This is a genomic window from Variovorax boronicumulans (assembly GCF_019352895.1).
In the GTDB taxonomy this organism is placed as follows: domain Bacteria; phylum Pseudomonadota; class Gammaproteobacteria; order Burkholderiales; family Burkholderiaceae_C; genus Variovorax; species Variovorax boronicumulans_A.
In genome coordinates this window covers 1,261,079-1,286,980 of the sequence record NZ_JAAAFX010000004.1, presented here as the reverse complement: position 1 = coordinate 1,286,980, position 25,902 = coordinate 1,261,079, and the positions used below count along the sequence as shown (strand labels likewise).

At 67.2% G+C, this 25,902-nt stretch carries 27 protein-coding genes; 17 read left to right on the top strand and 10 right to left on the bottom strand.

The annotated features are described in order from the left end of the window. A partial coding sequence (locus tag K0H49_RS07540) for a hypothetical protein (RefSeq protein WP_219210798.1) occupies positions 1 to 181 on the top strand: 181 nt, incomplete at its 5' end. A 184-nt stretch (positions 182 to 365) separates the two neighbouring features. On the opposite strand, the gene K0H49_RS07535 is transcribed toward K0H49_RS07540, so the two are convergent. The 6 genes from K0H49_RS07535 to K0H49_RS07510 all read right to left on the bottom strand — a co-directional run bounded on the left by K0H49_RS07535 (position 366) and on the right by K0H49_RS07510 (position 5,828). Continuing rightward, a complete protein-coding gene (locus tag K0H49_RS07535) occupies positions 366 to 1,181 on the bottom strand; it encodes an ABC transporter ATP-binding protein (protein ID WP_219210796.1) in 816 nt (271 codons plus the stop codon). Continuing rightward, the gene (locus K0H49_RS07530) at positions 1,178 to 2,245 is read right to left on the bottom strand and encodes a dihydrodipicolinate synthase family protein (RefSeq protein WP_219210794.1); all 1,068 of its coding nucleotides are present in this window, start codon (positions 2,243 to 2,245) and stop codon (positions 1,178 to 1,180) included. The genes K0H49_RS07535 and K0H49_RS07530 overlap by 4 nt, the downstream gene beginning before the upstream one ends. 28 nt (positions 2,246 to 2,273) lie before the next feature. Then, a complete protein-coding gene (locus K0H49_RS07525; protein WP_219210792.1) occupies positions 2,274 to 3,134 on the bottom strand; it encodes a GNAT family N-acetyltransferase in 861 nt (286 codons plus the stop codon). After that, positions 3,121 to 4,188 (bottom strand): NAD-dependent epimerase/dehydratase family protein, encoded by a 1,068-nt coding sequence (locus tag K0H49_RS07520; RefSeq protein WP_219210791.1) that lies wholly within the window; start codon positions 4,186 to 4,188, stop codon positions 3,121 to 3,123. Before K0H49_RS07520 ends, K0H49_RS07525 begins: the two co-directional genes overlap by 14 nt. Then, positions 4,185 to 5,018 carry an ABC transporter permease gene (locus tag K0H49_RS07515; protein ID WP_219210790.1) on the bottom strand — a complete coding sequence of 278 codons (834 nt, stop codon included), beginning with the start codon at positions 5,016 to 5,018 and terminating at the stop codon, positions 4,185 to 4,187. Before K0H49_RS07515 ends, K0H49_RS07520 begins: the two co-directional genes overlap by 4 nt. A gap of 123 nt (positions 5,019 to 5,141) precedes the next feature. After that, positions 5,142 to 5,828, bottom strand: coding sequence for a TetR/AcrR family transcriptional regulator (locus K0H49_RS07510; RefSeq protein WP_219210789.1), 687 nt, complete (start codon positions 5,826 to 5,828; stop codon positions 5,142 to 5,144). A 93-nt stretch (positions 5,829 to 5,921) separates the two neighbouring features. On the opposite strand from K0H49_RS07510, the gene K0H49_RS07505 reads away from it, so the two are divergent. After that, entirely contained in the window at positions 5,922 to 6,917 is a 996-nt protein-coding gene (locus tag K0H49_RS07505) for an ABC transporter substrate-binding protein (protein WP_257624616.1), read from the top strand. On the opposite strand, the gene K0H49_RS07500 is transcribed toward K0H49_RS07505, so the two are convergent. Next, positions 6,914 to 7,339 (bottom strand): acyl-CoA thioesterase, encoded by a 426-nt coding sequence (locus K0H49_RS07500; RefSeq protein WP_219210788.1) that lies wholly within the window; start codon positions 7,337 to 7,339, stop codon positions 6,914 to 6,916. The genes K0H49_RS07505 and K0H49_RS07500 overlap by 4 nt on opposite strands. Before the next feature lie 38 nt (positions 7,340 to 7,377). Here K0H49_RS07500 and K0H49_RS07495 point away from each other — a divergent pair, with 38 nt between their 5' ends. From K0H49_RS07495 to K0H49_RS07445, 11 genes are all read left to right on the top strand, one after another. Further along, positions 7,378 to 9,258: an ABCB family ABC transporter ATP-binding protein/permease gene (locus tag K0H49_RS07495; protein WP_219210782.1), complete on the top strand. Its 1,881-nt coding sequence runs from the start codon at positions 7,378 to 7,380 to the stop codon at positions 9,256 to 9,258. Positions 9,259 to 9,392: 134 nt separating this feature from the next. After that, on the top strand, positions 9,393 to 11,060 hold the full coding sequence (locus tag K0H49_RS07490) for a hypothetical protein (RefSeq protein ID WP_219210780.1): 1,668 nt from the start codon (positions 9,393 to 9,395) through the stop codon (positions 11,058 to 11,060). Between the two features lie 11 nt (positions 11,061 to 11,071). Beyond that, positions 11,072 to 11,803, top strand: coding sequence for a hypothetical protein (locus K0H49_RS07485; protein ID WP_219210778.1), 732 nt, complete (start codon positions 11,072 to 11,074; stop codon positions 11,801 to 11,803). Further along, a complete protein-coding gene (locus K0H49_RS07480; protein ID WP_219210776.1) occupies positions 11,800 to 12,285 on the top strand; it encodes a hypothetical protein in 486 nt (161 codons plus the stop codon). Before K0H49_RS07485 ends, K0H49_RS07480 begins: the two co-directional genes overlap by 4 nt. Before the next feature lie 211 nt (positions 12,286 to 12,496). Next, on the top strand, positions 12,497 to 13,435 hold the full coding sequence (locus tag K0H49_RS07475; RefSeq protein ID WP_219210774.1) for a 2-hydroxyacid dehydrogenase: 939 nt from the start codon (positions 12,497 to 12,499) through the stop codon (positions 13,433 to 13,435). A gap of 56 nt (positions 13,436 to 13,491) precedes the next feature. Next, complete coding sequence (locus tag K0H49_RS07470) at positions 13,492 to 14,472, top strand: LysR substrate-binding domain-containing protein (protein ID WP_219210772.1); 981 nt, start codon at positions 13,492 to 13,494, stop codon at positions 14,470 to 14,472. A 364-nt stretch (positions 14,473 to 14,836) separates the two neighbouring features. Then, positions 14,837 to 15,736 carry a transporter substrate-binding domain-containing protein gene (locus K0H49_RS07465; protein ID WP_219210771.1) on the top strand — a complete coding sequence of 300 codons (900 nt, stop codon included), beginning with the start codon at positions 14,837 to 14,839 and terminating at the stop codon, positions 15,734 to 15,736. Between the two features lie 107 nt (positions 15,737 to 15,843). Further along, entirely contained in the window at positions 15,844 to 16,575 is a 732-nt protein-coding gene (locus tag K0H49_RS07460; protein WP_219210769.1) for an amino acid ABC transporter permease, read from the top strand. A gap of 1 nt (position 16,576) precedes the next feature. Continuing rightward, the gene (locus K0H49_RS07455) at positions 16,577 to 17,266 is read left to right on the top strand and encodes an amino acid ABC transporter permease (protein WP_219210767.1); all 690 of its coding nucleotides are present in this window, start codon (positions 16,577 to 16,579) and stop codon (positions 17,264 to 17,266) included. A 75-nt stretch (positions 17,267 to 17,341) separates the two neighbouring features. Then, positions 17,342 to 18,079 (top strand): amino acid ABC transporter ATP-binding protein, encoded by a 738-nt coding sequence (locus tag K0H49_RS07450; protein ID WP_219213097.1) that lies wholly within the window; start codon positions 17,342 to 17,344, stop codon positions 18,077 to 18,079. Between the two features lie 351 nt (positions 18,080 to 18,430). Continuing rightward, a complete protein-coding gene (locus tag K0H49_RS07445; RefSeq protein WP_219210765.1) occupies positions 18,431 to 18,868 on the top strand; it encodes a GreA/GreB family elongation factor in 438 nt (145 codons plus the stop codon). A 69-nt stretch (positions 18,869 to 18,937) separates the two neighbouring features. Here the strand turns inward: K0H49_RS07445 and K0H49_RS07440 are convergent, their stop codons facing one another. Genes K0H49_RS07440 through K0H49_RS07430 form a run of 3 tightly spaced genes read right to left on the bottom strand, consistent with a single transcriptional unit; the run spans position 18,938 to position 21,874 of the window. Continuing rightward, positions 18,938 to 19,972 (bottom strand): DctP family TRAP transporter solute-binding subunit, encoded by a 1,035-nt coding sequence (locus K0H49_RS07440; RefSeq protein ID WP_219210763.1) that lies wholly within the window; start codon positions 19,970 to 19,972, stop codon positions 18,938 to 18,940. A gap of 46 nt (positions 19,973 to 20,018) precedes the next feature. Further along, positions 20,019 to 21,317, bottom strand: coding sequence for a TRAP transporter large permease (locus tag K0H49_RS07435; RefSeq protein ID WP_183028854.1), 1,299 nt, complete (start codon positions 21,315 to 21,317; stop codon positions 20,019 to 20,021). Then, complete coding sequence (locus K0H49_RS07430; protein ID WP_219210757.1) at positions 21,314 to 21,874, bottom strand: TRAP transporter small permease; 561 nt, start codon at positions 21,872 to 21,874, stop codon at positions 21,314 to 21,316. Before K0H49_RS07430 ends, K0H49_RS07435 begins: the two co-directional genes overlap by 4 nt. Before the next feature lie 236 nt (positions 21,875 to 22,110). Here K0H49_RS07430 and pyrC point away from each other — a divergent pair, with 236 nt between their 5' ends. The 4 genes from pyrC to htpX all read left to right on the top strand — a co-directional run bounded on the left by pyrC (position 22,111) and on the right by htpX (position 25,851). Then, the gene (gene pyrC / locus K0H49_RS07425; protein ID WP_219210756.1) at positions 22,111 to 23,151 is read left to right on the top strand and encodes a dihydroorotase; all 1,041 of its coding nucleotides are present in this window, start codon (positions 22,111 to 22,113) and stop codon (positions 23,149 to 23,151) included. Beyond that, positions 23,148 to 24,014, top strand: a complete 867-nt coding sequence (locus K0H49_RS07420) for an NYN domain-containing protein (RefSeq protein ID WP_219210755.1) — start codon at positions 23,148 to 23,150, stop codon at positions 24,012 to 24,014. Before pyrC ends, K0H49_RS07420 begins: the two co-directional genes overlap by 4 nt. Further along, positions 24,011 to 24,742 (top strand): DUF3025 domain-containing protein, encoded by a 732-nt coding sequence (locus K0H49_RS07415; RefSeq protein WP_219210754.1) that lies wholly within the window; start codon positions 24,011 to 24,013, stop codon positions 24,740 to 24,742. The genes K0H49_RS07420 and K0H49_RS07415 overlap by 4 nt, the downstream gene beginning before the upstream one ends. 230 nt (positions 24,743 to 24,972) lie before the next feature. Continuing rightward, a complete protein-coding gene (gene htpX, locus K0H49_RS07410) occupies positions 24,973 to 25,851 on the top strand; it encodes a protease HtpX (protein ID WP_219210753.1) in 879 nt (292 codons plus the stop codon). Positions 25,852 to 25,902: the final 51 nt, after the last annotated feature.

Sequence of the window (25,902 nt, the reverse complement as noted above, 5' to 3'; positions counted from 1 at the left end):
AAGGTCTGAAATCGATGCCTCGCCAGAGGCATGGCCGCGAAGCGGCGCGCGCAAGCTTTCGACAAAAGCGCAAGCCCGATTTCAGCAAGGTCTGAAATCGATGCCTCGCCAGAGGCATGGCCGCGAAGCGGCGCGAGCAAGCTTTCGACAAAAGCGCAAGCCCGATTTCAGCAAGGTCTGAAATCGATGCCTCGCCAGAGGCATGGCCGCGAAGCGGCGCGCGCAAGCTTTCGACAAAAGCGCAAGCCCGATTTCAGCAAGGTCTGAAATCGATGCCTCGTCAGAGGCATGGCCGCGAAGCGGCGCGAGCCGGCTTTTGTCAGAAACAGAAGCCCGACTTCTCCAAGCTCCGATCGGCAGCGTCGTTATTCCACGCCCAGCAGGTCGTACACCCGCCGCACATAGTCGCCGAAGGCCGGACTGGTCTTGAGGTGCAGCCGGCGCGGCGCGGGCAGGTCGATGGGGAAGAAGTCGGCCATGCGTGCCGGGCCGGCCGTGAGCACGGCGCAGTGCGTGCCCAGGAACACGGCCTCCTGGATGCTGTGGGTCACGACCACGAAGGTCTTGCCCGTCTCTTCCCAGATGCGCAGCATCTCGAGGTTCATCTTCTCACGCGTCAGCGCGTCGAGCGCGCCGAAGGGCTCGTCCATCAGCACCAGCTTCGGGTCGTGGATCAGCGCCCGCGCGATCGCCGCGCGCTGCTGCATGCCGCCCGAGAGTTCGTAGGGCAGCTTGTCGGCGAAGCCGGTGAGGCCCACCATCTCCAGCAGTTCGTGCGCGCGCACCCGGGCCTTCTTGCGGTCCAGCCCCAGGATGTCCGCAGGCAGCATCACGTTCTCGAGGATGGTGCGCCACTTGAGCAGCACCGGCTGCTGGAACACCATGCCCACGTCGCGGCCCGCGTTGAAGGGCGCGCCGCCGGCGCCACCGCCGATCTGCAGCGTGCCGCCGTCGTGGCCGTGCAGCCCCGACAGGATCTTGAGCAGGGTCGACTTGCCGCAGCCCGAGGGCCCGACCAGCGACACCATGTCGCCCTCGTGGATGTCCATCGACACGTCGGAGACCGCGAGGAACTCCTCGGTCCTGCCGCCCGCCTGCTTCTTGCGGTAGACCTTGCGCAGCTGCTGCATGCGGATCAGCGGTGCGCCGGTCGCGACGCGCTCGCGCAGGACGGCGCTCATGCCAGCCACCGTGCCAGGTTGTCGCGCACGAAGGCGTCGTCGGCCAGGTCGCCGTGCAGGCGGTAGACGCGATCGATCTCTTCGCTCTGGCCCGCGCCCATGCCCTCGGCCGGGTCCAGGCACCAGATGCCATCGAGCAGGCCCTGGCGCCGCAGCACTTCATGGCAGCCGGCGATGCAGCCGTGGAAGTTGTTCTTCACGTCGAAGAAGGCCGCATTGCAGTCGGTCACGCGCGAATCGAGCGCAAGCAGCGCCGGGCTCAGTGCGCCGCCCTGCGCCGCGATCTCGGCCTTGATCTGCGCCAGCTGCTGCACCGCGCTCGCGGTCCAGACCGACCAGTGGCCCAGCAGGCCGCCGCGGAAGCGCACCTGCACCTGGGCGCCGTCGCGCATCGCGCTGAAGGGCAGGGCGAGGTCGAGCACGATGTGGTCGTCGTTGCCGGTGTAGAGGAAGACGCGCTCCTCGGCCCGCGCATCGACCACGCCGCGCACCACGTCGATGGTGCGGTAGCGGTTGAAGGGCGCGACCTTGATCGCCAGCACGTTGGGGATCAGCGCGAAGCGGCGCCAGAAGTCGCTCGACAGGATCGGGCCGCCGACCACGGTCTGCAGGTAGAAGCCGATCAGCGGGATCTCCTGTGCCACCGCTTCGCAATGGGCGATCAGTTCGTCCTCCGAGGCCGAGGCCACGGCCGCGAGGCTCAGCAGGCCCGCGTGGTAGCCCAGGCCGACGGCCGTCCGCGCTTCGGCGCGCGCCTGGGCGGTGGGGCCGCACAGGCCGGCGACCATGGCCATGGGGCGGTCGGTCCAGGCGGCGCGGTCTTCGGCCGCGGCGCGCAGCACCGTCTCGTAGAGGCCGCGTTCGCGGATGCTGAACTGGGTGGTGTGCACGCCCACGGCCAGGCCGCCCGCGCCGGCGTCGGTGTAGTAGCGGGTGAGCGCGCGCTGGCGGCGGCGGTCGAATTGGCGGTCGGCGTCGAGCGCCAGCGGGTGGGCCGGAATCACCGTGCCCTGCGCCAGCAGCGCCAGCACGTCGGCGGGAAGATCGGATCGTTGCAAGGCCATCGAAACTCCTGGAAAAGTGTAGGGGCGCTCAGCCGTACTCGGGGCCGGCGATGGCGTGGAGGAAGGCGGTCTGGCCATGGGGCACGGGTTCGCCCAGGGCCATGCGCACGAAGCCGCGCTGCGGCGTGAAGCCGGCGGCGGCGAGCTGCTCGCGCAGCAGCGCGCGCATGTCGGGCACGTCGACCATCAACGGGCCGGGCGTGCCCTCGACAAGCTCGGCCAGCAGCCGCGCGGCGGCGGCCTCGTCGGTCGCGATCAGCGGGCCGATCTGGTGGGCGATGCGGCCGGCGCGCACGATCGCGAAGCCCTGCGCATGGCGCTGCAGGCGCGAGCCCGCGCGTCCGGCCAGGTGCGCGAGCACGGGGCCGCGCGCCAAGCCCAGGGCCTCGGCGTCGAGGGCGGCCAGATGCGCGAGGCCGGCCGGTTCCTGTCGGGCGAGTGCTGCGGTCGGCGCGGTGGCGGGGCGCTGCCAGCGCGTGAGGCGCCACAGCGGCGTGAAGCCGTACTGCGCATAGAGCCGCTCGCCCGCAGGCGTGGCGTCGAGCAGCGCGACGCGGCCCTGACGCCGCACCTCGCGCAGGCATTGCTCGAAGACCGTACGGCCCAGGCCCTGGCCGCGCAGCGCGGGCGCGACCAGGATCATGCTGATCCAGGCGCCGGTGTCGCCCATCGGCAGCACCGCGCCGCTGGCGACGATGCGGCCGTCGTGGCCCTCGCCATTGCGCACCGCGAACAGCGTGCCCTGCTGCGAGAACAGCGCCCAGTCCTCGGTGGTCTGGTTCCAGCCGCTCTGCACCACCAGCGCGTCGAGCATCGCCAGCGTCTCGCCGTCGAGCGCGCCGAGCGTCTCGACCACGTGCACCGGTGCGTCGAGTTCAGTACTTGCCATCGCGCGACTCGAACTTGGTCGGCTTGCCGTAGAGCCGCTGTTCGCGCGCGATCCAGTCGGCGACCCAGCCCAGCTGCTGCGACAGCGGCACCTGCGGGTAGCCGAACAGGCGCTCGGCCTCGCCGGTGTTCATGAGCCAGGCGGTGGGCGCTTCGCTGCCGGTGATCTGCACCGGCTTGCCGAAGCGGCGGCCGAACTCCTCGGCCAGCCAGCGGATCGATGTGGTCTCGGGGCCGCTCACGTTGATCGGCGAGGTCGGCACCGTGGCCACGGCCAGGCAGCGCAGCGCCTGCGCGTTGGCGTCGCCCTGCCAGATCACGTTGACGTGGCCCATGGTCACGTCCACCGGCTCGCCGCGCCAGACCTTCTGCGCCACGTCGGCCAGCACGCCGTAGCGCAGGTCGATCGCGTAACTCAGGCGGAACAGCCGGCCGGGCGTGCCGTGCTGGCGCGAGAAGTACTCGAACATGCGCTCGCGGCCGACGCAGGAGTTCGCGTACTCGCCGGGCGGGCTGGGCGGCAGGTCTTCGGAGGCGCCCTGGCCCGTGACCGGCACGAAGGGGTACACGCAGGCGGTGGAGAAGGCCACGATGCGCGAGCCGCTGAAGGCCTGCGCAACCAGCGCGGGCACATGGACGTTCATGGCCCAGGTCAGCGGGTTGTTGTCGTCGCCGCCGAACTTGCGCCCGGCCATGAAGACCACGTTGGCGCAGCGGGGCAGCGCGGCCACGGCGGCCGCATCGAGCAGGTCGCAGACGATCGTTTCGATGCCGTGCGCATGCAGCATCTCGCGCATGCCGGCCTCGCTGAAGCGCGCCACCGCGATCACGCGGCGCCCGGCGGGCAGGGCGTTGCGCGCCAGCCGTGCCAGCGTCGGGCCCATCTTGCCGCCCACGCCGAGGATCATCAGGTCGCCGTCCAGGCGCGCGAGGTCGTCGATGAGTTCGCGCGAGGGCGTGGCCAGGTAGTCCTCGAGCGCCTGTTCGGTCTCGAAGTGCGTGGGGAAGGCGCGCGTGTCGAGCACGGCGGTGGGCGTGGTGGGGGAGGTGGTCATTGGATGCGGGCGTCCTGGGTGATGAAGAAGCGCTCCAGCAGCAGGACCAGCAGGTAGAGCAGCACGCCGAGGCCGGTGATCAGCAGCACGGCCATGAAGACGGCAGGGGTGTCGAGCGAGGCCTGCACCTGGATCATCAGGTAGCCCAGGCCCTTGTCGGAGGCGATGAACTCGCCCACCACCGCACCGGCGACGGCCAGGATGGTTGCGACCTTCATGCCCGAGAACACGTAGGGCAGCGAACCCGGCAGCTGGATGTAGCGGAACAGCTGCCAGCGCGAACCCTTGAGCGCGCGCACCAGGTTCAGCAGCTCGGGCTCGGTCTCGTTGAGCCCGCGGATGGTGGTCAGCAGGATCGGGAAGAAGCACAGGCTGAAGGTGATCAGGATGTTGGGCCCGATGCCGTAGCTGAACCACACGATGATCAGCGGCCCCATCGCCACCTTCGGGATCATGTTGAGCGTGACCAGCAGCGGGAAGGCCAGCAGCATCAGGCGCCGGCTGGTGATGAACAGCAGCGCGCAAAGAATGCCCAGCACCAGGGCCAGCACATAGCCGCCGAACACCTCGAGCGCGGTCACGCCGGTGTTGGACAGCCAGTGGTAGTTGCTGTTGCCCAGCGTGGCCAGCACGCGCGAGGGCGCGGGCAGGATGAAGGTCTGGATCGAGAACATGCGCACCGCGAGTTCCCACAAGGCCACGCCGGCCAGGTGGACCCCGACGATGGCCGCCCAGCGCTGCCAGGCAGGACTGTCGTAGCTGCTGTCGGGGCCGCCCGCCGCCTGGATGGCGGGCGGGTCGGCGGCGGGTGCGGTGGCGGAGGCCGTCATGGGTGCGTCTTCCTCGGGAGTGCGGGTCGAATCCAAATCATAGGATTCGACCGATGCACTGTCAACCAACTGGTTGATAAATTATCGAGAAGACGCCGGCCAGGTCGGCCGGGCCTCAGCGGCTCAGGGCCGCAGCGCGTTGAGCGCGAAGGCGATCACATGGCGCCGCCGCTGCACCAGCGCGCCGCGCGAGCCCAGCGGCTTGCCGAAGATGGCCGACAGCGTGTGGTTGTTGGAGAAGAAGAAGTAGGAGATGCCGGCGATCGAGATGTAGAGGTTGATCGCATCGAAGTCGTTGCGGAACACGCCCTGCTGCACGCCGCGTTCGAGCGTGGCCTCGAGCATCTCGATGAAGGGCGAGTGCATCTTCTGCAGCCGCTCCGAGCCCAGGATGTGCTGGCCCTGGTTGCGGTTCTCGTCGGTCAACAGCGCGAGGAATTCCGGGTGCTCGGCCAGGTAGTCGAAGGAGAAGCCGATGAGCTGCGTCATGGCTTCCACCGGCTCCAGCGCGCCCAGCGACAGCGCCTGCTCCTTCTCGCGGATCGCCGCATAGACCGACTCGAGCGCCACCAGGTACAGGCCCTGCTTGCTCTCGAAGTAGTGGTAGACCAGTTGCTTGTTGGCGCCGGCCGTGCGCGCGATCTCGTCGACCCGCGCGCCGGCGAAGCCGTTGCGCGAGAACTCGGCCACCGCGGCGGCCAGCAGGGCCTCGCGCGTGGCGGCGGCGTCGCGGCGTGCCACGCCCTCGGCCGGTGCGGCCTTCTTCTTGCGAGGAGCGATCGTGGAGGGGGCGGTGGAAGAAGGTGCCATGCGTACTGCTCGTTCTGTTGTATTGATTGTCAACCAAACAGTTGGTAATATGAATTCTAGTCCTGATCCACCCCTTCATTCTGGAGCGATCCCATGCGAGCACGCGCGTCTTCCGTCCTCTTCACCGCCCTGTGCGCCCTCGGGCTCGCCGGCACGGCCTCGGCCGCGGATCCGATGAACCTGATGCTCAACTGGACGCCGACCGCGGACCATGCGCCGATCTACTTCGCCAAGGCCAAGGGCTGGTACACCGAGGCCGGCATCGACCTCAGCATCGAGGCCGGCAAGGGCTCGGCGCTGTCGGCGCAGCGCGTGGGATCGGGCGGCGCCAACCTGGGCATCGCCGACCTGCCGACCGCGATCCAGGCCGTGGGCAAGGGCGCCGACCTGAAGGCGATCATGGTGATCTACGCCAACAGCCCGCAGGGCTTCTACTGGCTCAAGTCCTCGGGCATCAACGGGCCCAAGGATTTCGTCGGCCGCAAGATCGGCAACCCGCCCGGCGACGCCGCGCGCCTGATGTGGCCGGCCTTCGCCAAGAAGACCGGCATCGACCCGGCGGGCGTGAACTTCGTCAACCTGAGCCCGCAGGCCAAGGTGGGCGCGCTCAAGAGCAAGTCGGTCGACATCATCAGCGACTTCTACAACGAGCACGACCTCAAGGTGCGCGAGTTCGGCCCCGACCTGGGCTTCGTGGCCTGGCGCACGGTGGGTGTGAACGTGTACGGCAACTCGCTGTTCGTGAACGGCGCCTATCTCAAGGCCAACCCCGAGCGCGTGCGCAAGTTCGCGGCCGTCACGCAGCGCGCCTATGCGGCCTGCGTGAAGGACTTCGCACCCTGCCTCGATGCGTTGACCGCCAGCGTGAGCGGCCTGACGCCCGACAACCAGCGCGACCAGTGGGAACGCATCAAGCAGCTGATGCGCGACGACACCACCACCGGCGTGGCGCTGGGCGCCTTCGACGGCGCGCGCGTCAAGACCGACTACGAACTGGTCAAGGAAATGATCGGCATCGAAAAGGCCTTCGAGCCGGCCACGCTGTTCACCAACGAGTACCTGGACAAGTCGGTGCGCATGAGCAACTAGGCCGTAGGCGCGATCGGCCGCGGCCGCCCGTGGTCGTCGATCGCGACGTAGGTGAAGGTGGCTTCGGTCACCTTGATGTAGTTGCCCTGGGCCTTGAAGCGCTCGGCGAAGACCTCGACCGTGACCGTGACCGAGGTGCGCCCGATGCGCACCAGCTTCGAATAGAAAGACAGGATGTCGCCGATGCGCACCGGCTGCTTGAAGACGAACTCGTTGACCGCCACCGTCGCCATCCGGCCCTGGGTGTAGCGCGCCGGAATCACCGAGCCGGCCAGGTCGCACTGGGCCATGACCCAGCCGCCGAAGATGTCGCCGTTGGCATTGCAGTCGGCCGGCATCGGGATGACCTTGAGCACCAGCTCCATGTCGGTGGGCAGGCTCTTGAGGACGGCGGCCACGTTGGCGTCGGGAGAATGGGACATGGGCACAATCGAAGCAAATAACAGCCAGATTGTCCCCCATGCGCCGCAGCGGCGAAGCCATTCCCTCTCCCCACCATGCCCCCGGCGGCGCGCCCGAACGGGCCGACCGCTCCGACTGGGCGACGCTGCGGCGCCTCTTCCCCTACCTCTGGGACTACAAATGGCGGGTGCTGGCCGCGCTGACCTTCATGGTCGGCGCCAAGGTCGCCAACGTCGGCGTGCCGGTGCTGCTCAAGACCCTGGTCGACACCATGACGCCCAAGCCCGACATGGCGCAGGCGCTGCTCGTGGTGCCGATCGCGCTGCTGGTCGGCTACGGCCTGCTGCGGCTGTCGACCTCGCTGTTCAGCGAGCTGCGCGAGCTGGTGTTCGCCAAGGCCACCGAGGGCGCGGCGCGGCGCATTTCGCTGGAGGTGTTCCGCCACCTGCATGCGCTGAGCCTGCGCTTCCACCTCGAGCGGCAGACCGGCGGCATGACGCGCGACATCGAGCGCGGCACGCGCGGCGTGCACTCGCTGATCTCGATGTCGCTCTACAGCATCGTGCCGACCATCATCGAGCTGGCGCTGGTGCTGACCATCCTGGGCGTCAAGTTCGATGCGCTGTTCGTCTGGATTACCGGCGCAGCGCTGGTGCTCTACATCGGCTTCACCGTGACCGTGACCGAATGGCGCACGCAGTTCCGCAAGACCATGAACGAGCTCGACACCATGGCGCAGAGCCGTGCCGTCGACTCGCTGCTGAACTACGAAACCGTCAAGTATTTCAACAACGAGGAGTTCGAGGCCAGGCGCTACGACGCCAGCCTCGACCGCTACCGCAAGGCCGCGATCAAGAGCCAGCGCACGCTGTCGATGCTCAATGCGGGCCAGCAGTTGCTGATCGCCGTCAGCCTGGTGCTGATGCTGTGGCGCGCCACCTCGGGCGTGGTCGAGGGCCGCATGACGCTGGGCGACCTGGTGATGGTCAACGCCTTCATGATCCAGCTCTACATCCCGCTCAATTTCCTGGGCGTGATCTACCGCGAGATCAAGCAGAGCCTGACCGACCTCGACAAGATGTTCGTGCTGATGGAGAAGGACCGCGAGGTGCAGGACGCGCCGGGCGCCCGGGCTCTGTCCTTGCGCCCTCTGCCTCCGGAAGAGGGCGGCGGGGGGGAGGGCGGCAGCGTCGACGCCACCATCCGTTTCGAGGACGTCAGCTTCGCCTACGAGCCCTCGAGGCCGATCCTCCAGCATGTGAGCTTCGAGATCCCGGCCGGCAAGACGGTGGCGGTGGTGGGCCCTTCAGGCTCCGGAAAATCCACGCTGGCCCGACTCCTGTACCGCTTCTATGACGTCCAGCAGGGGAAGATCACCATCGGCGGCGAAGACATCCGCCTGGTGACCCAGTCCAGCGTGCGCCAGGCCATCGGCATCGTGCCGCAGGACACGGTGCTGTTCAACGACAGCGTGGCCTACAACATCGCCTACGGCCGGCCCGGCGCCACGACCGACGAGATCGAGGCCGCGGCCAAGGCCGCGCGCATCCACGACTTCATCGCCGTCACGCCCAAGGGCTACGACACGCCGGTCGGTGAGCGCGGCCTGAAGCTCTCGGGCGGCGAGAAGCAGCGCGTGGCGATCGCGCGCACCTTGCTCAAGAACCCGCCGATCGTGATCTTCGACGAGGCCACCTCGGCGCTTGATTCGGCTAACGAACGCGCGATCCAGTCGGAGCTCAAGAGCGCGGCGCAGAACAAGACCACGCTGGTCATCGCGCACCGGCTGTCGACGGTGGTCGATGCGCACGAGATCCTGGTGCTGGAGGCCGGCGTGATCGTCGAGCGCGGCACCCATGCGGAGCTGCTGGCACGCCAGGGGCGCTATGCGCAGATGTGGGCGCTGCAGAAAATCGAGGCGACGCCGGTCAATCTTTGAACACATTTCTCATCGCTTTGTAGCTTGCTTGAGGGGAAGTAGCATGCGCCAAAACGGATGGTGTGCGGCGGCATGGACCGCTGTCATTTCGTCCGGGATGTGCATGCTTCAGCCATCACAGGGAGCCTCAAAGAATGGGCGATCACAGACACCAGGCCGATCAGAGCCTGCCGCCGCGCTATGGCAATTCACCCGGCGCCGACTACTTCGGAGGGGGCAGCCAGATCCATCCCGCCAAGGGCAGCCGGCCTGATCTGTATGGCACCGCGCTGCCGAATGGCGACCGGGTCTACAACCTCGATGCGCAGGTGGCGGCGCACTACACGATCCACCAGCAACTTGCCGACCCCGAGGTGCCGCGCACGACGGGCGCGAATTCCTACGCGGACACCATCGCCCAGCGCCACGACATCGAATGCTGGTATGCGGCCGACCAGCGCGATCGCATGCTGCAAGGTCACAAAGAATTTGAACGCCCCGGGCGCCCCGGGCGCCCCGGCGAATACCGCACCTGGGCCGAACTGAGCGGCTGGGAGCGATCCACCAACGCCACCGCCCTGGCCGCCGACGCCCGCTACCACGACATCCGTACCACGGCCGAAACTGAGTTTCTGCATGGCCTGCAAGACTGGAAGCCCGAAGGCGCCGTCGCCGGCTATTTCAAGAACAAGGGCGTGGCCGGCTTCGAAGCGCTGGCTGGCAGCTACCCCGCGTCCGCTCGCGAACGCATGCTGGCCGAAATGCCGGCCTTGCGCGACAAGGGCGGCGGCGTGGACTTCAATCCCCTTTCGATGGGCGGACATGCGATGGGGGCCGTGGGCCTCAAGAAGACCGCGTTCGAGCAGTTCGTCACGCTGCCCCTGAGCGACCGCGAGCGCGACTTTTTCCACAACAGCATCGACAGCATCAAACAACGTGGTGCGCCGGTGTGGGAGCCCCATCCAGACCACCCTGCCAATCAGGCGGGCGCCATGGCGCACGGCCGCTTCAAGCTCGGCTACACCGACGAGCAAGGCCACCGCGTCGAGAAGGTGCTGGACCTCGATCAAGGCCGGCGCTTCACCACCACGACGAGCGACCCCGCGACCGGCCAGGCCTTGAGCACCGAAACCAGAACGCCGACAGGGCCGCTCATTGCCCAGAACTACTTCACGCCCAGCTACGCCGTCGAAACGCGCGATGGGCAAGGGCAGGTTGTCAGCCAAAGCTCGCTGCCCGAAGGGAAGAATGACCATCCGAGGGTGGACGGCAGTCCGTTGTATCAGGAGGCGCTGCGGGATTTGGAGGGGAAGTTCCAGGCTATTGCGAACGACCCTAAACCCGAGCGGAAAGCGGTTATTCGAGAGGTGGAAGCCGATATCGAGGTCCAACGCACCCAAGCCCAGCAACACTACCTTGCCAAGGATCACCCGCTGCATCTGGACGCGGTACCCCACCCGCACGGCAAGCACACGCAGCGACGACAAACCCAGGTGCCAATCTCCGTCGAGCCGCCCGCGAAGACAATGCCCACGGCCGCGCAAGATCAGCCGCTGGGTGCTTCGATCACCCCTCAAAGTTCCATCGACGAGCGATTCAAGGCGCTGGTCGACGCCATCGAGCGCAAAGACGACAAAGCCTACGACCAAGTGCTCCAGGCGCACCAAGCTTCCCCTGAATTGCAGGCCTTCCAACAGCAGAGTCAAGACTACGAGCAAGCCTTGATCGCCCAGCAGCAGCTTGAACGCGAGCAAAAAATCGCCGCGCAGCTACAAGAAGAAGCTCAGCAGCAACAACAACGCGGCCTGGTGATGGGTCGATAGGAGAGTGTGCGATGCAGAACAATGCTTCTCAGAAATGCAAGTGGCTCGCCGTCGCATGGGTGGCGCTGGCACTGCCGGGCTGTGCGATGACGCAGTACGGTGAATGCTTCAGCCGCTGCGGGGGCAACATGCCTCGGAGCTTTGCCGCGCCTGCTGACCCGCTACGCGGAGCGCTTTGGGGCGATGTCGTTTTTGGTAAGACCGAGAAGTACACCATCTTTGGCTTTGGCACATTGGAGCGCGTTGGCGAGCCACTGGGTACCGGGAAGGTCGACGCGCAAGCCTATGTGCCTGGCGTCACAGCGCAGCAGGCCCAAGGCAGCGCATGGTTCAGCGCCGTTTTCGGCGACGACTACATCGATCCAGCCACCTTGATGTCAAGAAAAGGACGCATTCCTACGAACGCCCCATTGATGCCGCCCGGAATCTACAAACTGACAGCCCAGGCCAGCATCGTGGAAAAGGTGAGCCTCCCCAGCAAAAAGTACGCCTTCCTGAGTCCACCCCAAAGCACCAACATCGTCGTCGAAGCCGGCAAGTGGACCATTCTCTGGCACAGGGTGAAGGTTGACGAAAGCACCGAACCCATGACGGTCACCGTCGAGTTCGGGCAATCAGGTCAGGATGCCCTGCCCCGACTGAGAAAAAGCGGTGGCTCCTCCTTCAGCCCCGAATTCCTGATCGCCGACCCCTTGCCTCCATCGGCCTCGTCGGCCCCACCCCTCCAGACAGGTGCGCCATGACCCCCGAACAACTGCAAGAGCTCGCGCTGAACCTGTCGAGCGTGACCGAGCACCTGCGCCGACAGAACGAGGGCGCCGCGGCGCGGATCGCGCAGGCCAGCCAGCAGCTCGACCAAAGCGCTTCGCGTCTGTCGGCCGATGTCGACGCCGCGCATCGCGAGGGACAGAAGAACATGCAGCGCGAGCTGACGAATGCGGAGCAGTTCTTGCAGAGGGCGCAGGGCCAGCTGCTCACGGCCCAGAAGGCATGGCTGTGGAAAGTCTCGCTGGCGCTGCTTGCCATGGCGGTGCTGGTGGTGGGTGGCAGCAGCTACTGGGTGTGGCGCAATGCCCAGGCGCTGCAGGAGATCGACTACAACCGAGAGGTCCTTGGCGCCATCGCCGCGGGCGACCTGAACCTGTGCAACCAGCGCCTGTGCGCCAAGGTGGCTCCGAAGGCCGACAAGTTCGGCGATGGCTATGTGGTGATCGGCAATCGCTAGGAACAGGAATGCCCGACTGCCAGCACGGCCGGCTGCTTTTCATGGACGATACGGGATGCGCGACGCCGCGATCGCGGTCATGGCGCTCAATTGCTCGTTTCCCGCGTGGAAAATGCTTCCCTCGCCCGAGACGGTGACGAGACAAGGCCATTCAGGCCGTAGCCACCCGTCCAGCGGGCGCAGCCCACTCTTCATTCGGAACCCATCACAGATGACGACCAAGATTCCCCTGCTGGTGTTGAGCCACGTCTCGCACGAACACCAGGCCGTGCTCGCCGAGCACTTCGACCTGCGCTACGCCGCCGAGCCCGCCGAGCGCACGGCCACGATCGCCGCGCGCGGTGCCGATGTCCGCGTGGTGCTGACCATCGGCGTGACCGGCCTGACGGCCGACGAGATGGCCGCGATGCCGGCGCTCGAACTGGTGTGCTGCATGGGCGCGGGCTACGAGAAGGTCGACCTCGCCGCGGCGCGTGCGCGCGGCATCGTGGTGGCGAACGGGCAGGGCACCAACGACGACTGCGTGGCCGACCACGCCTTCGGCCTGCTGATCTCGGCGATGCGCAACTTCCGCCAGCTCGACCGGCTGTGCCGCGACGGCGTCTGGCGCCTGGCCATCCCGCAGCCGCCCAACGTCTCGGGCAAGCGCCTGGGCATCCTCGGCCTGGGCACCATCGGCCAGAAGATTGCCAAGCGCGCGGCCGGCTTCGACATGGCCATCGGCTATCACAACCGCCGGCCCAAGGAAGGCGTGGCGCACCGCTACTTCGACGACCTGCATGCGCTGGCCGAATGGTGCGACGTGCTGGTGTGCGCGGCGCCGGGCGGCGCGGCCACGCACCACATCATCGACGCGCGCATCCTCGACGCGCTGGGGCCCAAGGGCTTCCTGGTGAACATCGGCCGCGGCAGCGTGGTCGACACCGAGGCGCTGGCCGCGGCGCTGCGCGACGGCCGCATCGCGGGCGCCGGGCTCGACGTCTACGAGAGCGAGCCGCTGCCGCCCCAGCCGCTGATCGGCCTGGACAACGTGATCCTCACGCCGCATCTGGCCGGCTGGTCGCCCGAGGCCACGCAGGCCTCCTTCGAGCGTTTCCTGGCCAATGCCGAAGGCCACTTCACCGGCCGCGGCGTGATCTCGCCGGTCTGAAAAAGCACACCGCAGGGCGCCACCGCGAGCCGGGCGGACGCACATAATCCAGCCCCATGGAAACCAAGTGGCTCGAAGACTTCGTCAGTCTTGCTGAAACCCGCAGCTTCAGCCGCTCGGCCCAGCTGCGTCATGTGACGCAGCCGGCCTTCTCGCGCCGCATCCAGGCGCTCGAGGGCTGGGCCGGCACCGACCTGGTGGACCGCTCGTCCTACCCCACGCGCCTCACACCGGCCGGCCAGACGCTGTATGGCCAGGCGCTCGAGATGCTGCAGGGCCTGCAGAGCACGCGCGCGATGCTGCGCGGGCATTCGGCCGCAGCGCACGACGTGATCGAGTTCGCGGTCCCGCACACGCTGGCCTTCACCTTCTTCCCGGCCTGGGCCACCACGCTGCGCGAGCATTTCGGGCCGCTCAAGAGCCGGCTCATCGCACTCAACGTGCACGACGCGGTGATGCGCCTGGTCGAGGGCAGCTGCGACCTGCTGATCGCCTACCAGCACCCCTCGCAGCCGCTGCAGCTCGACACCAACCGCTACGAGATGGTGGTGCTGGGTCAGGAGGTGGTCGCACCCTGGGTCAAGCCCGATGCCGAGGGCGCGCCGCGCTACCGGCTGCCGGGCCGCCAGGGCCAGCCGCTGCCCTACCTGGGCTACGCGCCGGGCGCCTACATGAGCGGTATCGTCGACCAGCTGATCAAGGAGTCGGACACCGCGATCCACCTCGACCGCGTCTATGAGACCGACATGTCCGAAGGCCTGAAGGCGATGGCGCTCGAGGGCCACGGCATCGCCTTCCTGCCGCAGAGCGCGGTGCGCAAGGAGGTCAAGGCGCGGCGGCTGGTGAGCGCGTTGCCGCCCGAGATCGACCGGCTCGAGGCCACGATGGAAATACGCGCCTATCGCGAGCGTCCCGTGGCCGCGCCGGCCAAGGCCGGCCGTGCCGCCGCCAAGCCGACCCACGACGAGGTCGCACCACCCAAGCGCGCGCTGGATGCGCTGTGGGCCTATCTGGTCGAAACCCAACCCGTCAACTGACTATTTGCTGCACTGCACAAACTATGATCGATGTGCATGACGACGCGCACATACGGCATTGGTCAGCAAGGGGTGCGCCGCATACAGTCCCGCCTGCTTTGCTGTCACACGGTGGGAAAAGCGGTGCATGTGTGTTCTTTTTCGCGCTGACGCCAAGGTCTGGCCTGCTGGGATGTGAAGCGGGCACAAAGACTGCTTAGTCCCTTGCATGTCATGCGTCGGCGGTGCGGTGCACCAAGGAGGCATCGAGGGCTTTCGCGCCGCGCCAGATCGGTGCCGGTAGACGCACCGGGTTGGACCGGGTATTCCCGTCCGCGCGACTGTCTAAAATTTGGCTGTTTCAGTTTCACTCAGGAGTTTCGTAATGAAGAAGCAAGTATTGGCGTTGACCATCGCCGTCATGGCCGCCGGCGGTGCGTTCGCACAAGCCAACGACACCCTCGCCAAGATCAAGGCCTCGGGCAGCATCACCGAAGGCGTGCGCGAATCCTCCGGACTTTCCTACACCCTCGGTAACGGCCAGTACACCGGCTTCCACTACGACATCTGCGCCAACATCATCAAGGATCTGGAAAAGTCGCTCGGCAAGAAGCTGGAAACCAAGTACCAGCCCGTGACTTCGCAGAACCGCGTGCCGCTGGTGCAGAACGGCACCGTCGACCTGGAATGCGGCTCGACCACCAACAACGCCACCCGTGCCAAGGACGTGTCCTTCGCCGTCACCACCTACGTCGAGGAAATCCGCATCGCCGTCAAGGCGAACTCGGGCATCACCTCGATCAAGGACCTGAACGGCAAGACCGTCGCGACCACCACCGGCACCACCTCGGTGCAGACCCTGCGCAAGAACGAACGCGCCGGCGGCATCGACTTCAAGGAAGTCTTCGGCAAGGACCACGCCGACAGCTTCCTGCTGCTCGAGTCGGGCCGTGCCGACGCCTTCGTGATGGACGGTTCCATCCTGGCTTCGAACATCGCCAAGTCCAAGGCTCCCAACGATTTCAAGATCGTCGGTGAAGTCCTGAGCGTCGAGCCGATCGCCATCATGATCCGCAAGGACGACCCGGCCTTCAAGAAGGCCGTGGACGACAGCATCAAGGCCCAGATCAAGAACGGCGACCTGGCCAAGCTGTGGGACAAGTGGTTCCTGCAACCGATCCCGCCGTCGAACGTGAAGATCGGCCTGGCCCTGTCGGACGCGACGAAGGACGCCTGGGCGAACCCGAACGACAAGCCGATGGAAGACTACGCCGCGAAGAAGTAATCGCTTCGCAGGTCATTGCGCCAACGCCCGCCACATCCGGCGGGCGTTTCTGTTGAAGCAGGGCGCGCTTCACATCGAATCAGTCGACAACAACAAGGAGAGTCCCGATGGGATCAAACTGGGATTGGCAGGTCTTCTTGCAGGATCCGGGCGGGAAATTCCCGACCTATTGGCAATGGATGCTTTCGGCCTGGGGCTGGACGCTGTCGGTCTCGCTGCTGGCGCTGATCGTCGCGCTGGTGCTGGGCTCGCTGGTGGGCATCATCCGCACGCTGCCGGACAACCCATGGCTCATTCGCCTCGGCAATGCATGGGTCGAGCTGTTCCGCAACATTCCGCTCCTGGTCCAGATCTTTCTCTGGTACCACGTCATCCCCGCGCTCATCCCACCGATGAAGACGGTGCCCAGCTTCGTGCTGGTCGTGCTGGCGCTGGGCTTCTTCACCTCCGCGCGTATCGCCGAGCAGGTGCGTTCCGGCATCCAGGCGCTGCCCAAGGGCCAGCGCTACGCGGGCATGGCGATGGGTTTCACCACCTTCCAGTACTACCGCTACGTGATCCTGCCGATGGCCTATCGCATCATCATTCCGCCGCTCACGAGCGAGACGATGAACATCTTCAAGAACTCGTCGGTGGCGTTCGCCGTGTCGGTGTCCGAACTCACCATGTTCGCGATGCAGGCGCAGGAAGAAACCTCGCGCGGCATCGAGGTCTACCTGGCCGTGACGGCGCTCTACGTGGTCTCGGCCTTCGCAATCAACCGCCTCATGTCCTTCATCGAAAAGAAAACGCGCGTTCCGGGCTTCATCGTCTCGGCCAGCGGCGGCGGGGGACACTGACATGTTGAACCTCGATTTTTCCTTCTACAACTGGGAAGTCATCTCCAACTTCGTGTTGAAGGGCTTCTACTTCAGCGTGATGCTGACCCTGATCGCCACCATCGGCGGCGTGTTCTTCGGCACCCTGCTGGCGCTGATGCGCCTGTCGGGCAAGAAGTGGCTCGACGCACCGGCGGCCGTCTACGTCAACGGCATGCGCAGCATCCCGCTGGTGATGGTGATCCTCTGGTTCTTCCTGCTGGTGCCGGCCTCGTTCTACAACCTGTTCGGCTCGATGGGCGCCAACTACCGCTCGGAAATCTCGGCGGTGATCACCTTCATCGCGTTCGAGGCGGCCTACTTCAGCGAGATCATGCGGGCCGGCATCCAGTCGATCCCGCGCGGTCAGGTGAACGCGGGCCAGGCGGTGGGCATGACCTACGGCCAGAACATGCGCCTGGTGATCCTGCCGCAGGCCTTCCGCAACATGCTGCCGGTGCTGCTCACGCAGACCATCATCCTGTTCCAGGACACCTCGCTGGTCTACGCCATCGGCGCCTACGACCTGCTCAAGGGCTTCGACACGATGGGCAAGCAGTACGGTCGTACCGTCGAGTCCTACCTGCTGGCCGCGGTCGTCTACTTCATCCTGTGCTATTCGCTGTCCTGGATGGTCAAGCGCCTGCACAAGAAGATCGCCATCATCCGCTGACCCTGCCGTCTTCGCGCACCGTGGGGACCCACGGTGCGACGAACACACTCATAGGAGTTTGAAATGTCCGAAAAAATGATTGAAATCAAGAACGTCTCCAAGTGGTATGGCCCGGTGCAGGTGCTCAACGAGTGCTCGGTGAACATTGCCAAGGGCGACGTGGTGGTGGTGTGCGGCCCCTCGGGTTCGGGCAAGTCGACGCTGATCAAGACGGTCAATGCGCTCGAGCCCTTCCAGAAGGGCGAGATCACCGTCAACGGCATCCCCTTGCACGACCCCAAGACCAACCTGCCCAAGCTGCGCTCCAAGGTCGGCATGGTGTTCCAGCACTTCGAGCTGTTCCCGCACCTGTCGGTGACCGAGAACCTCACGATCGCGCAGATCAAGGTGCTGGGCCGCAGCGCCGACGAGGCCAAGACCCGCGGCCTCAAGATGCTCGACCGCGTGGGCCTGATGGCGCACAAGGACAAGTTCCCCGGCCAGCTGTCGGGCGGCCAGCAGCAGCGCGTGGCGATCGCCCGTGCGCTGTCGATGGACCCGATCGTGATGCTGTTCGACGAGCCCACCTCGGCGCTCGACCCGGAAATGGTGGGCGAAGTGCTCGACGTGATGGTCACGCTGGCCAAGGAAGGCATGACCATGATGGTGGTCACGCACGAGATGGCCTTCGCGCGCAAGGTCGCGAGCCGTGTGATCTTCATCGACGTGGGCGGCCGCATCCTGGAAGACTGCGAGAAGGACGAGTTCTTCAACCACCCGGAGAATCGTCAGCCGCGCACCAAGGAATTCCTCAACAAGATCCTGCAGCACTGAGCCAGCGGATCGCCGGCACCTGGCTGCACCGAGGCCCCGCGATGCGGGGCCTTTTTACTGGGTGCGCCCGGTACCTGATGCCGCGCAAGGCTATTGCCCGCACGCGGGCCGAGCCGGCCTACGATATCGACATGCGTTCCATCGCGTTCTCCCTCGGCTGCGTTCTCGCTCGCCGGCTCGTCTCGAGCCGCCCGGCGACGCGGCCGCGCGCGGAGCTTCGTCAGATGCCGCCGGCTCGAAGTGCTGCTGCACATTCCTGAGCCCGGCGATCCGCTTCCCTCCTTTCATTCCCGCCACTGGATCGCCGGGCGCCCTCCGTCCGGCGTTGTGCATTTCCTCCAGGAGCGTTCCATGGTCCAACCCCTTTCCTCTTCTTCTCCCGTCTCGTCCGCGATCCTTGCCGGCCGCACCCTGACCGAACTCGATCACGCCCGGCTGGCCAAGTACGCCGACGCCGATGCGGTCTATTCGCCGGCCATCCAGGCCGTGCTCGACAACGCCGACCTGGTGTCGCCGACCGACATCGCGGCCGACGTCGTCACGATGCGTTCGCGCGTCAACGTGACCGAACTGGCAGGTGCCGGCGAGCGCACGCTGACGCTGAGCTATCCGCAGGACGCCGATCCCGCCACCGGCTGCATCTCGGTGCTGTCGCCCGTCGGTACCGCGCTGCTGGGCCTGCGCGTGGGCGACGTGGCGAACTGGGTCGCGCCCGACGGCTCGGGCGGCGCGCTGCGCATCGCCGGCATCGCCTTCCAGCCCGAGGCCAGCGGCGAGTACCTGCGCTAGGAACAACGCAGCGCGCACTCACGAAAAAGGCCCCGCATGCGGGGCCTTCGTCGTTGCGGCGCGGGCGCCTTACTTCTTGCGCGCCTCGATGGCCTTCTCGGCCTTGGCCATGAGGTCGTTGCCCACCGTCGGGCGCCACTTGGCGTACACCGAACGCGTGGCCTTGACGAAGGCTTCGCGTTCTTCCGGCGTCAGCTGCGTCACCGTCACGCCCATGCCGGCGATGTCCTTGAGCACCGGCTTGTCGGCTTCGACCAGGCCCTTGCGCGCGATCGCGATTTCCTGCTTGCCGGCATCGATGGCGGCCTGTTTCACGATGGCCTGGTCGGCCGGCGTCCACGAGGCCCAGATCTCCTTGTTGACCACGAAGATCAGCGGGTCGGCCACATAGCCCCAGGTGGTGACGAACTTCTGGCCCACGTTGTGCATCTTCAGCACGGTGAACAGGAACAGCGGGTTCTCCTGGCCGTCGACCGCGCCGCTGGCGAGCGCGGGCTGCGCATCGGCCCAGCTCATCTGCGTCGGGTTGGCACCCAGCGCGGTGAACAGGTCGGCGAACAGCGGCGAGCCGACCACGCGGATCTTCATGCCCTTCAGGTCGGCCGGTGACTTGATCGCGTGCTTGGAGTTGGTGATCTCGCGGTAGCCGTTCTCGCCCCAGGCCAGCGGCATCACGCCGGCCTTGTCGATGATCTTGAACAGATCGGCGCCCACTTCACCCTGCGTGAGCGCGTCGACCGCCGCATAGTCGGGCATCAGGAAGGGCATCGAGAACAGGTTGAGCTGCTTGACCTGCGGCGACCAGTTGATGGTCGAGCCCACCGCCATGTCGATCACGCCCTGGCGCAGCGCGCTGAACTCGCGCGTCTGGTCGCCCTGGATCAGCGACACGCCCGGGTACAGCTTGATGTTGATGCGGCCCTGGGTGCGCTCCTTCACCAGGTTGGCCCAGATCTGGCCGGCCTGGCCCCAGGGCGTGGGCGGACCCAGCACCAGCGACATCTTGTACTCGGCCTTGTACGCCGCTTGCGCCATGGCGCCGGTGGTGAAGCCGAGAGCGGTCGCGACGAGTGCGAGGCCGAGCAGGGTGCGGCGGAATTTCATGGTCTTGTCTCCGTGTGAAAAATCAGGGGCAGGGGCAGGGGCGGGGTCAGTAGCCGAGCTTGGCCGGCAGCCACAGCGCGAGCTGCGGCCAGATGATCACGGCCACCATCACCATGAACATCGCGAACAGCATCCAGCCGACCCAGCGCACGGTCTCTTCCATGCGCACGTTGGCGATGCGGCACGACACCATCAGGTTGACCGCGAGCGGCGGCGTGAACTGGCCCAGCGCGACCTTGAGCGTGAGGATCACGCCGAACCAGACCGGGTCCCACTTGTAGTGCTGCACGATGGGCCACAGCAGTGGCACGAAGATCAGGAAGATCGACACGCCGTCGAGGAACATGCCGACCGTGATCAGCAGCACGATCAGCAGTGCCAGCACGCCGTACTCGCCCAGGCCGGAGTTGACGATGGCCGTGGCCACCGGGTCGATCACGCCCAGTGTCGACAGCGAATACGCGAAGATGCCCGCGAGCGACACCACCAGCAGGATCACGGCCGAGAGTTCGCCCGATTCGCGCAGGATCACGAACAGGTCGCGCACCTTGATGGTCCGGTAGATCACCATGCCCACGAACAGGCCGTAGAACACCGCGACCACCGCGGCCTCGGTCGGCGTGAACCAGCCGGCGCGCATGCCGCCAAGGATCAGGATCGGCGCCGCCAGGCCCCAGGTGGCTTCGCGAAAGCTCTTCCAGAACGCGGGCCGCGGCATGCTGGCTTCCAGCGCGCCCATCTTGTGACTGCGCGCCATCCAGACCGCGGGAATGATCAGCGCCAGGCCGGCCAGGATGCCGGGGATCATGCCGGCGGCGAACAGCGCCGGCACCGAGGCGCCGGGCACCAGCACCGAATACACGATGAAGGCCACCGAGGGCGGAATCAGGATGTCGGTCGCGGCGGCCGCACCGACCACGCTGGCGGAGAAGGCCGGCGGGTAGCCTGCGCGCGACATCGCCGCGATCATCACCGCGCCCACGGCGGCGGCGTTGGCCGGGCCCGAGCCCGAGATGCCGCCCAGGAACATCGCCACCAGGATCGCGACCATCGGCAGCATGCCCGGGCCGCGCCCGACCATTGCCACCGCGAAGTTCACCAGCCGCAGCGCGACGCCGGACCGGTCGAAGATCGAGCCCACGAGCACGAACATCGGGATCGCCAGCAGCGGGTACTTGCCCAGGCCGGCGTAGAAGTTCTGGGGCACGGCCAGGAGGCCGAACCACTGGGCGTCGGCGTTCGCGAGCGCGATGCAGGCCGCGCCGGCCAGGCCCAGCGCCGCGCCGATCGGCACGCCGACCAGCATCAGCACCACGAAGGCGACGAAGAGCAAGGTCGCGATCATTTCGGCGCGCCTTCGCTGTCATCGCGGCGGCCGCGCCGGATGAACAGGCCCACGGCCCGCAGCGCGATCGCGGTCGACACGATGGGCAGCCAGATCGAGTACCACCACTGCGGCACGCCGATGCCCGGCGAGGTCTCGTCGAAGCGGTAGTCGTCCCAGACCATGCGCGTGCTCAGCGCTGCGATCAGCAGGAACAGCGCCGCCACCAGCACCGCGCCGAACTGCGACAGCCGCTTGCGCCGCGCCATCGAGCCGCTTTCCGAGAAGTACTCGATGCGGATGTGGCGGTCGCGCGCCACCGCGGCCGAGCCGGCCACCATGGCCAGCAGGATCATCAGGAAGACCGAGAACTCCTCGGTCCAGGCGAAGGACGAGTCGGTGAAGTAGCGCACCAGCACGTTGGCGAAGGTGATGCAGGCCAGCAGGCCCATGATCACGACGGTGGCCCAGTCCTCGATGGCCAGCGGCACCTTGGCCGGTTCGTCGGCGGCTTCGATCTGCGGGGGGAGGGGGCTGGTGGCGTCCAACAGGGCGCCGGACTCGGGAGGGGAGGACATCGGAGGAGGGCGGGAGGCTGCGAAGCGGGTGGTGGATGTTGGAGTCGTTGTGTCACCGGGGCAGGCACCGGAAACGGGGTCCGTGCACCTTGCCGCTGGCAAGGCTGCGAAGATCGTAACGACTTGCAGCCCCAGCTCTATCGGGGGTTTCCTTAGCTACCGGCCCGCCGTGCCAGGCCCGTGCCAGGCCCGTGCCAGGTCCGCCGCGGGGCGCGGGCCGATGGGACAATCGGGGCATGACACGCTCTGCCGACACCCTCACGATCACCCGCCCGGACGACTGGCACCTGCATGTGCGCGACGGCGCCGCCCTCGAAGCCGTCGTGCCGCATTCGGCCCGCCAGATGGGCCGCGCGCTGATCATGCCCAACCTGCGCCCGCCGGTCACGACCGCGCAACAGGCCCTGGCCTACCGCGACCGCATCCTGGCGGCGGTGCCCGCCGGCACGGCCTTCGAGCCCGTGATGTCGCTGTACCTCACCGACCGGCTGCCGCCCGAGGAAATCGCGCTGGCCGCCGAAGCCGGCGTGCGCGCGCTCAAGCTCTACCCGGCCGGCGCCACCACCAACAGCGACGCCGGCGTGACCGACCTGCGCCACACCTACAAGACGCTCGAGGCCATGCAGAAGCACGGCCTGCTGTTCCTGGTGCATGGCGAAGTCACCGACCCGAGCATCGACCTGTTCGACCGCGAGGCGGTGTTCATCGACCGCGTGCTGATCCCGCTGCGGCGCGACTTCCCCGAACTCAAGATCGTGTTCGAGCACCTGACCACCAAGGAAGGCGCCGACTACGTGCGCGCGGCCGACCGCTTCACCGCGGCCACGATCACGGCCCACCACCTGCTCTACAACCGCAACGCGATCTTCACCGGCGGCATCCGGCCGCATTACTACTGCCTGCCGGTGCTCAAGCGCGAGACCCACCGCGTGGCGCTGGTCGAGGCCGCCACCAGCGGCAGCGACCGTTTCTTCCTCGGCACCGACAGCGCGCCGCACGCCTCGCACCTCAAGGAGCATGCGCTGGGCTGCGCGGGCTGCTACACCGCGCTGACCGCGATCGAGCTCTACGCCGAGGCCTTCGACAACGCCGGCGCGCTCGACAAGCTCGAGGGCTTCGCGAGCTTCCACGGCCCCGACTTCTACAGCCTGCCGCGCAACACCGACACCATCACGCTGCGCCGCGAGCCGTGGACCGTGCCCGAGACCGTGCCCTATGGCGAGGCCGAACTGAAACCCTTGCGCGGCGGCGAGTCGCTGCCCTGGAAGCTCGTATGAACGCCGCCCCGAAGGTCATGCTGCTGATCGACGCCGACAACGTGTCGGCCGACGTGATGGAGCAGGCGGTGCAGTTGGTGCTGAAGGAACACGGCGCGCTGCATGTGCGCCGCGCCTACGGCACGCCCGAGGTCGCGCTCAAGCACCAGGCGCTGTTCAAGCGGCTGTCGGTGCGGCCGATGGTCAACCTGGCCGCGGGCAAGAACAGCACCGACATCGCGCTGGCCGTCGATGCGATCGACCTGGCCATCGCCGAGCGGCCGCAGATCGTCTACCTGGTGTCCTCCGACTCCGACTTCGCGCCGCTGGTGATCCGGCTGCGCGAGAAGGGCTGCCGCGTCTGCGGCATCGGCCAGCAGGGCAAGACCGGCGAAGAGACCGTGGCCGCCTACGACGCCTTCACCGACCTGCAGCACCATGCGGCGCGCCCGCAGCTTGCGGCCGAAGCGGCGCCTCGCTCGCGGCGCTCGCAGGCCGCGGCCGAAGCGGCGCCCCGTCCGGCCCGCAAGACTGCCGTGAAGGCCGTCGCCAAGCCGGCCGCCCGCACGGTCGCGCCTGCGCCCGCTGCTGCAGCCAAGACCGCGCCGGCCAAGAAGGTCGCGCGCAAGACCGCGGCCCGCAAGACGGCCGCCGCGCCCCAGCCCGCGCCGGTGTCCGAAGCCGCCGAGTTCATCCTCGCGGCCGTGCCGGCACTGCGCAGCGGGCACGAGGTGCAGCTCAACGACGTGGCGCAGGCGCTGCGCGCAGCCGGCCTGCTGAGCAAGAGCGGCAGTTCGCTCAAGCTCTTCGACAAGCTCACGTCGGAGTTCGCGGTCATGCAGCACCCCGACCGCATCCGCTGGACGGGCGCGCCCCTGCCTTGAGCCTGAGCGCGATCGACTGGGCGCAGCCCTGGCTCGCGCCGTACCGCGCCCGCGGCGAAGCGGTGGCGCAGGCCGTGCAGCAGGCCTCGTCGGTGGCCGCCGCGCTGTCGGCCTTGAGACCCGAGAACGCGCCCGCCTTCGTGCCGCAGGACGCGCTGCCCACCGGCCAGGCCTACGAGGCGCACATCTTCGAGACCCGCACCGTCCCGACCCGCGACAACCTGCACGATTTCTTCAACGGCCTCGTGTGGCTCGCGTTCCCGCACACCAAGCGTCGGCTCAACCAGCTGCAGGCCGGCGAGATCGCGCGCCGCGGCGTGGCCACCGTGCGCGGCCCGCTGCGCGACGCGCTCACGCTGTTCGACGAGAACGGTGCACTGCTCGACGCACCGCCCGTGCTCTGGCAGGCGCTGGTCGAGCGCGACTGGCAGCGGCTGTTCGTCACCGAGCGGGCGCGCTGGCAGGAGGCGCGGCTGTGGCTCTTCGGTCACGCACTGCTCGAGAAACTGGTGACGCCGCGCAAGCCGATCACCGCGCATGTGCTGCGCACGCCCGCGGGCGCATCGGCGGCCCTCGACGATGCCGCGCTGGCGGGCACCCTCGACCCGGCATGGCTGCGGACCAAGCCCTTCGCGGCATTGCCGGTGCTGGGCGTTCCCGGCTGGTGCGCGGAGAACGCATCGCCCGCTTTCTACGCCGACGCGCAGGTCTTCAGGCCCAGGGCCTGAGCTGGGGCGCCGCGCGCTCCGCCCGGGCCGCACCCGGTCGGCCCACAGGCCTTGGTGAACACAGGGATTACCAGGGCGCGCCGATTTTTGCTCCTATCATGGTTGCCCGGTTGCCGCCGCCCGGGGCGCCCATGACGCATCACAACGCCAGGGCCTCCATGCCGCGCACGGCTTGAAGAGAGCCCCGGGGCCCCCATTTGAGGGGCAGATTTCCCCACGGAGAAACCAACTTGAAACGCATTCTTCTGTTCGTCCTGACCAACGTGATGGTGGTCGCGGTGCTGGGCGTGGTCGCGAGCCTGCTCGGCGTGAACCGCTTCCTCACGGCCAACGGGCTCAACCTCACGGCGCTGCTCGGCTTCGCGCTGATCATGGGCTTCGGCGGCGCGATCATCTCGCTGCTGATCAGCAAGCCGATGGCCAAGTGGACCGCCGGCCTGCGCATGATCGACACGCCCCAGTCGGCCGACGAGGCCTGGATCGTCGGCACCGTGCGCAAGTTCGCCGACAAGGCCGGCATCGGCATGCCCGAAGTCGCGATCTTCGAGGGCGAGCCCAACGCCTTCGCCACCGGCGCGTTCAAGAACTCGTCGCTGGTCGCGGTGTCGACCGGCCTGCTGCAGGGCATGACGCGCGAAGAGGTCGAGGCCGTGATCGGCCACGAGGTGGCCCACATTGCCAACGGCGACATGGTCACGATGACGCTGATCCAGGGCGTGATGAACACCTTCGTGGTGTTCCTTTCGCGCGTGATCGGCTATGCGGTCGACTCCTTCCTGCGCCGCGGCGACGACCGCAATTCGGGCCCGGGCATCGGCTACTACGTGAGCACCATCGTGCTCGACATCGTGCTGGGCTTCGCCGCGGCGATCGTCGTGGCCTGGTTCTCGCGCCAGCGCGAATTCCGCGCCGATGCCGGTGCGGCCGAACTCATGGGCCGCAAGCAGCCGATGATGAACGCGCTGGCCCGCCTGGGCGGCATGCCCGCCGGCGAGCTGCCGAAGGCGGTCGAGGCCATGGGCATCACGGGTGCGATGGGCAAGCTGTTCGCCACCCACCCGCCGATCGAGGAGCGCATCGCGGCGCTGCAGAATTCGCAGCGCGGCTGAGCGACGGCACACCCTTCGCCCCATGAAAAAAGCCGGCGCTGGACGCCGGCT

Bases quoted from the DNA above. Each gene is read 5' to 3' on its own strand.
- K0H49_RS07535 (WP_219210796.1), bottom strand. From the start codon at position 1,181: ATGAGCGCCGTCCTGCGCGAGCGCGTCGCGACCGGCGCACCGCTGATC.
- K0H49_RS07530 (WP_219210794.1), bottom strand. From the start codon at position 2,245: ATGGCCTTGCAACGATCCGATCTTCCCGCCGACGTGCTGGCGCTGCTG.
- K0H49_RS07430 (WP_219210757.1), bottom strand. From the start codon at position 21,874: ATGTCCTCCCCTCCCGAGTCCGGCGCCCTGTTGGACGCCACCAGCCCC.
- K0H49_RS07460 (WP_219210769.1), top strand. From the start codon at position 15,844: ATGGGATCAAACTGGGATTGGCAGGTCTTCTTGCAGGATCCGGGCGGG.
- K0H49_RS07495 (WP_219210782.1), top strand. From the start codon at position 7,378: ATGCGCCGCAGCGGCGAAGCCATTCCCTCTCCCCACCATGCCCCCGGC.
- K0H49_RS07525 (WP_219210792.1), bottom strand. From the start codon at position 3,134: ATGGCAAGTACTGAACTCGACGCACCGGTGCACGTGGTCGAGACGCTC.
- K0H49_RS07505 (WP_257624616.1), top strand. From the start codon at position 5,922: ATGCGAGCACGCGCGTCTTCCGTCCTCTTCACCGCCCTGTGCGCCCTC.
- K0H49_RS07440 (WP_219210763.1), bottom strand. From the start codon at position 19,972: ATGAAATTCCGCCGCACCCTGCTCGGCCTCGCACTCGTCGCGACCGCT.
- K0H49_RS07490 (WP_219210780.1), top strand. From the start codon at position 9,393: ATGGGCGATCACAGACACCAGGCCGATCAGAGCCTGCCGCCGCGCTAT.
- K0H49_RS07445 (WP_219210765.1), top strand. From the start codon at position 18,431: ATGGTCCAACCCCTTTCCTCTTCTTCTCCCGTCTCGTCCGCGATCCTT.
- K0H49_RS07500 (WP_219210788.1), bottom strand. From the start codon at position 7,339: ATGTCCCATTCTCCCGACGCCAACGTGGCCGCCGTCCTCAAGAGCCTG.
- K0H49_RS07475 (WP_219210774.1), top strand. From the start codon at position 12,497: ATGACGACCAAGATTCCCCTGCTGGTGTTGAGCCACGTCTCGCACGAA.
- K0H49_RS07480 (WP_219210776.1), top strand. From the start codon at position 11,800: ATGACCCCCGAACAACTGCAAGAGCTCGCGCTGAACCTGTCGAGCGTG.
- K0H49_RS07435 (WP_183028854.1), bottom strand. From the start codon at position 21,317: ATGATCGCGACCTTGCTCTTCGTCGCCTTCGTGGTGCTGATGCTGGTC.
- K0H49_RS07510 (WP_219210789.1), bottom strand. From the start codon at position 5,828: ATGGCACCTTCTTCCACCGCCCCCTCCACGATCGCTCCTCGCAAGAAG.
- K0H49_RS07485 (WP_219210778.1), top strand. From the start codon at position 11,072: ATGCAGAACAATGCTTCTCAGAAATGCAAGTGGCTCGCCGTCGCATGG.
- pyrC (WP_219210756.1), top strand. From the start codon at position 22,111: ATGACACGCTCTGCCGACACCCTCACGATCACCCGCCCGGACGACTGG.
- K0H49_RS07465 (WP_219210771.1), top strand. From the start codon at position 14,837: ATGAAGAAGCAAGTATTGGCGTTGACCATCGCCGTCATGGCCGCCGGC.
- K0H49_RS07470 (WP_219210772.1), top strand. From the start codon at position 13,492: ATGGAAACCAAGTGGCTCGAAGACTTCGTCAGTCTTGCTGAAACCCGC.
- K0H49_RS07520 (WP_219210791.1), bottom strand. From the start codon at position 4,188: ATGACCACCTCCCCCACCACGCCCACCGCCGTGCTCGACACGCGCGCC.
- K0H49_RS07515 (WP_219210790.1), bottom strand. From the start codon at position 5,018: ATGACGGCCTCCGCCACCGCACCCGCCGCCGACCCGCCCGCCATCCAG.
- K0H49_RS07450 (WP_219213097.1), top strand. From the start codon at position 17,342: ATGATTGAAATCAAGAACGTCTCCAAGTGGTATGGCCCGGTGCAGGTG.
- K0H49_RS07420 (WP_219210755.1), top strand. From the start codon at position 23,148: ATGAACGCCGCCCCGAAGGTCATGCTGCTGATCGACGCCGACAACGTG.
- K0H49_RS07455 (WP_219210767.1), top strand. From the start codon at position 16,577: ATGTTGAACCTCGATTTTTCCTTCTACAACTGGGAAGTCATCTCCAAC.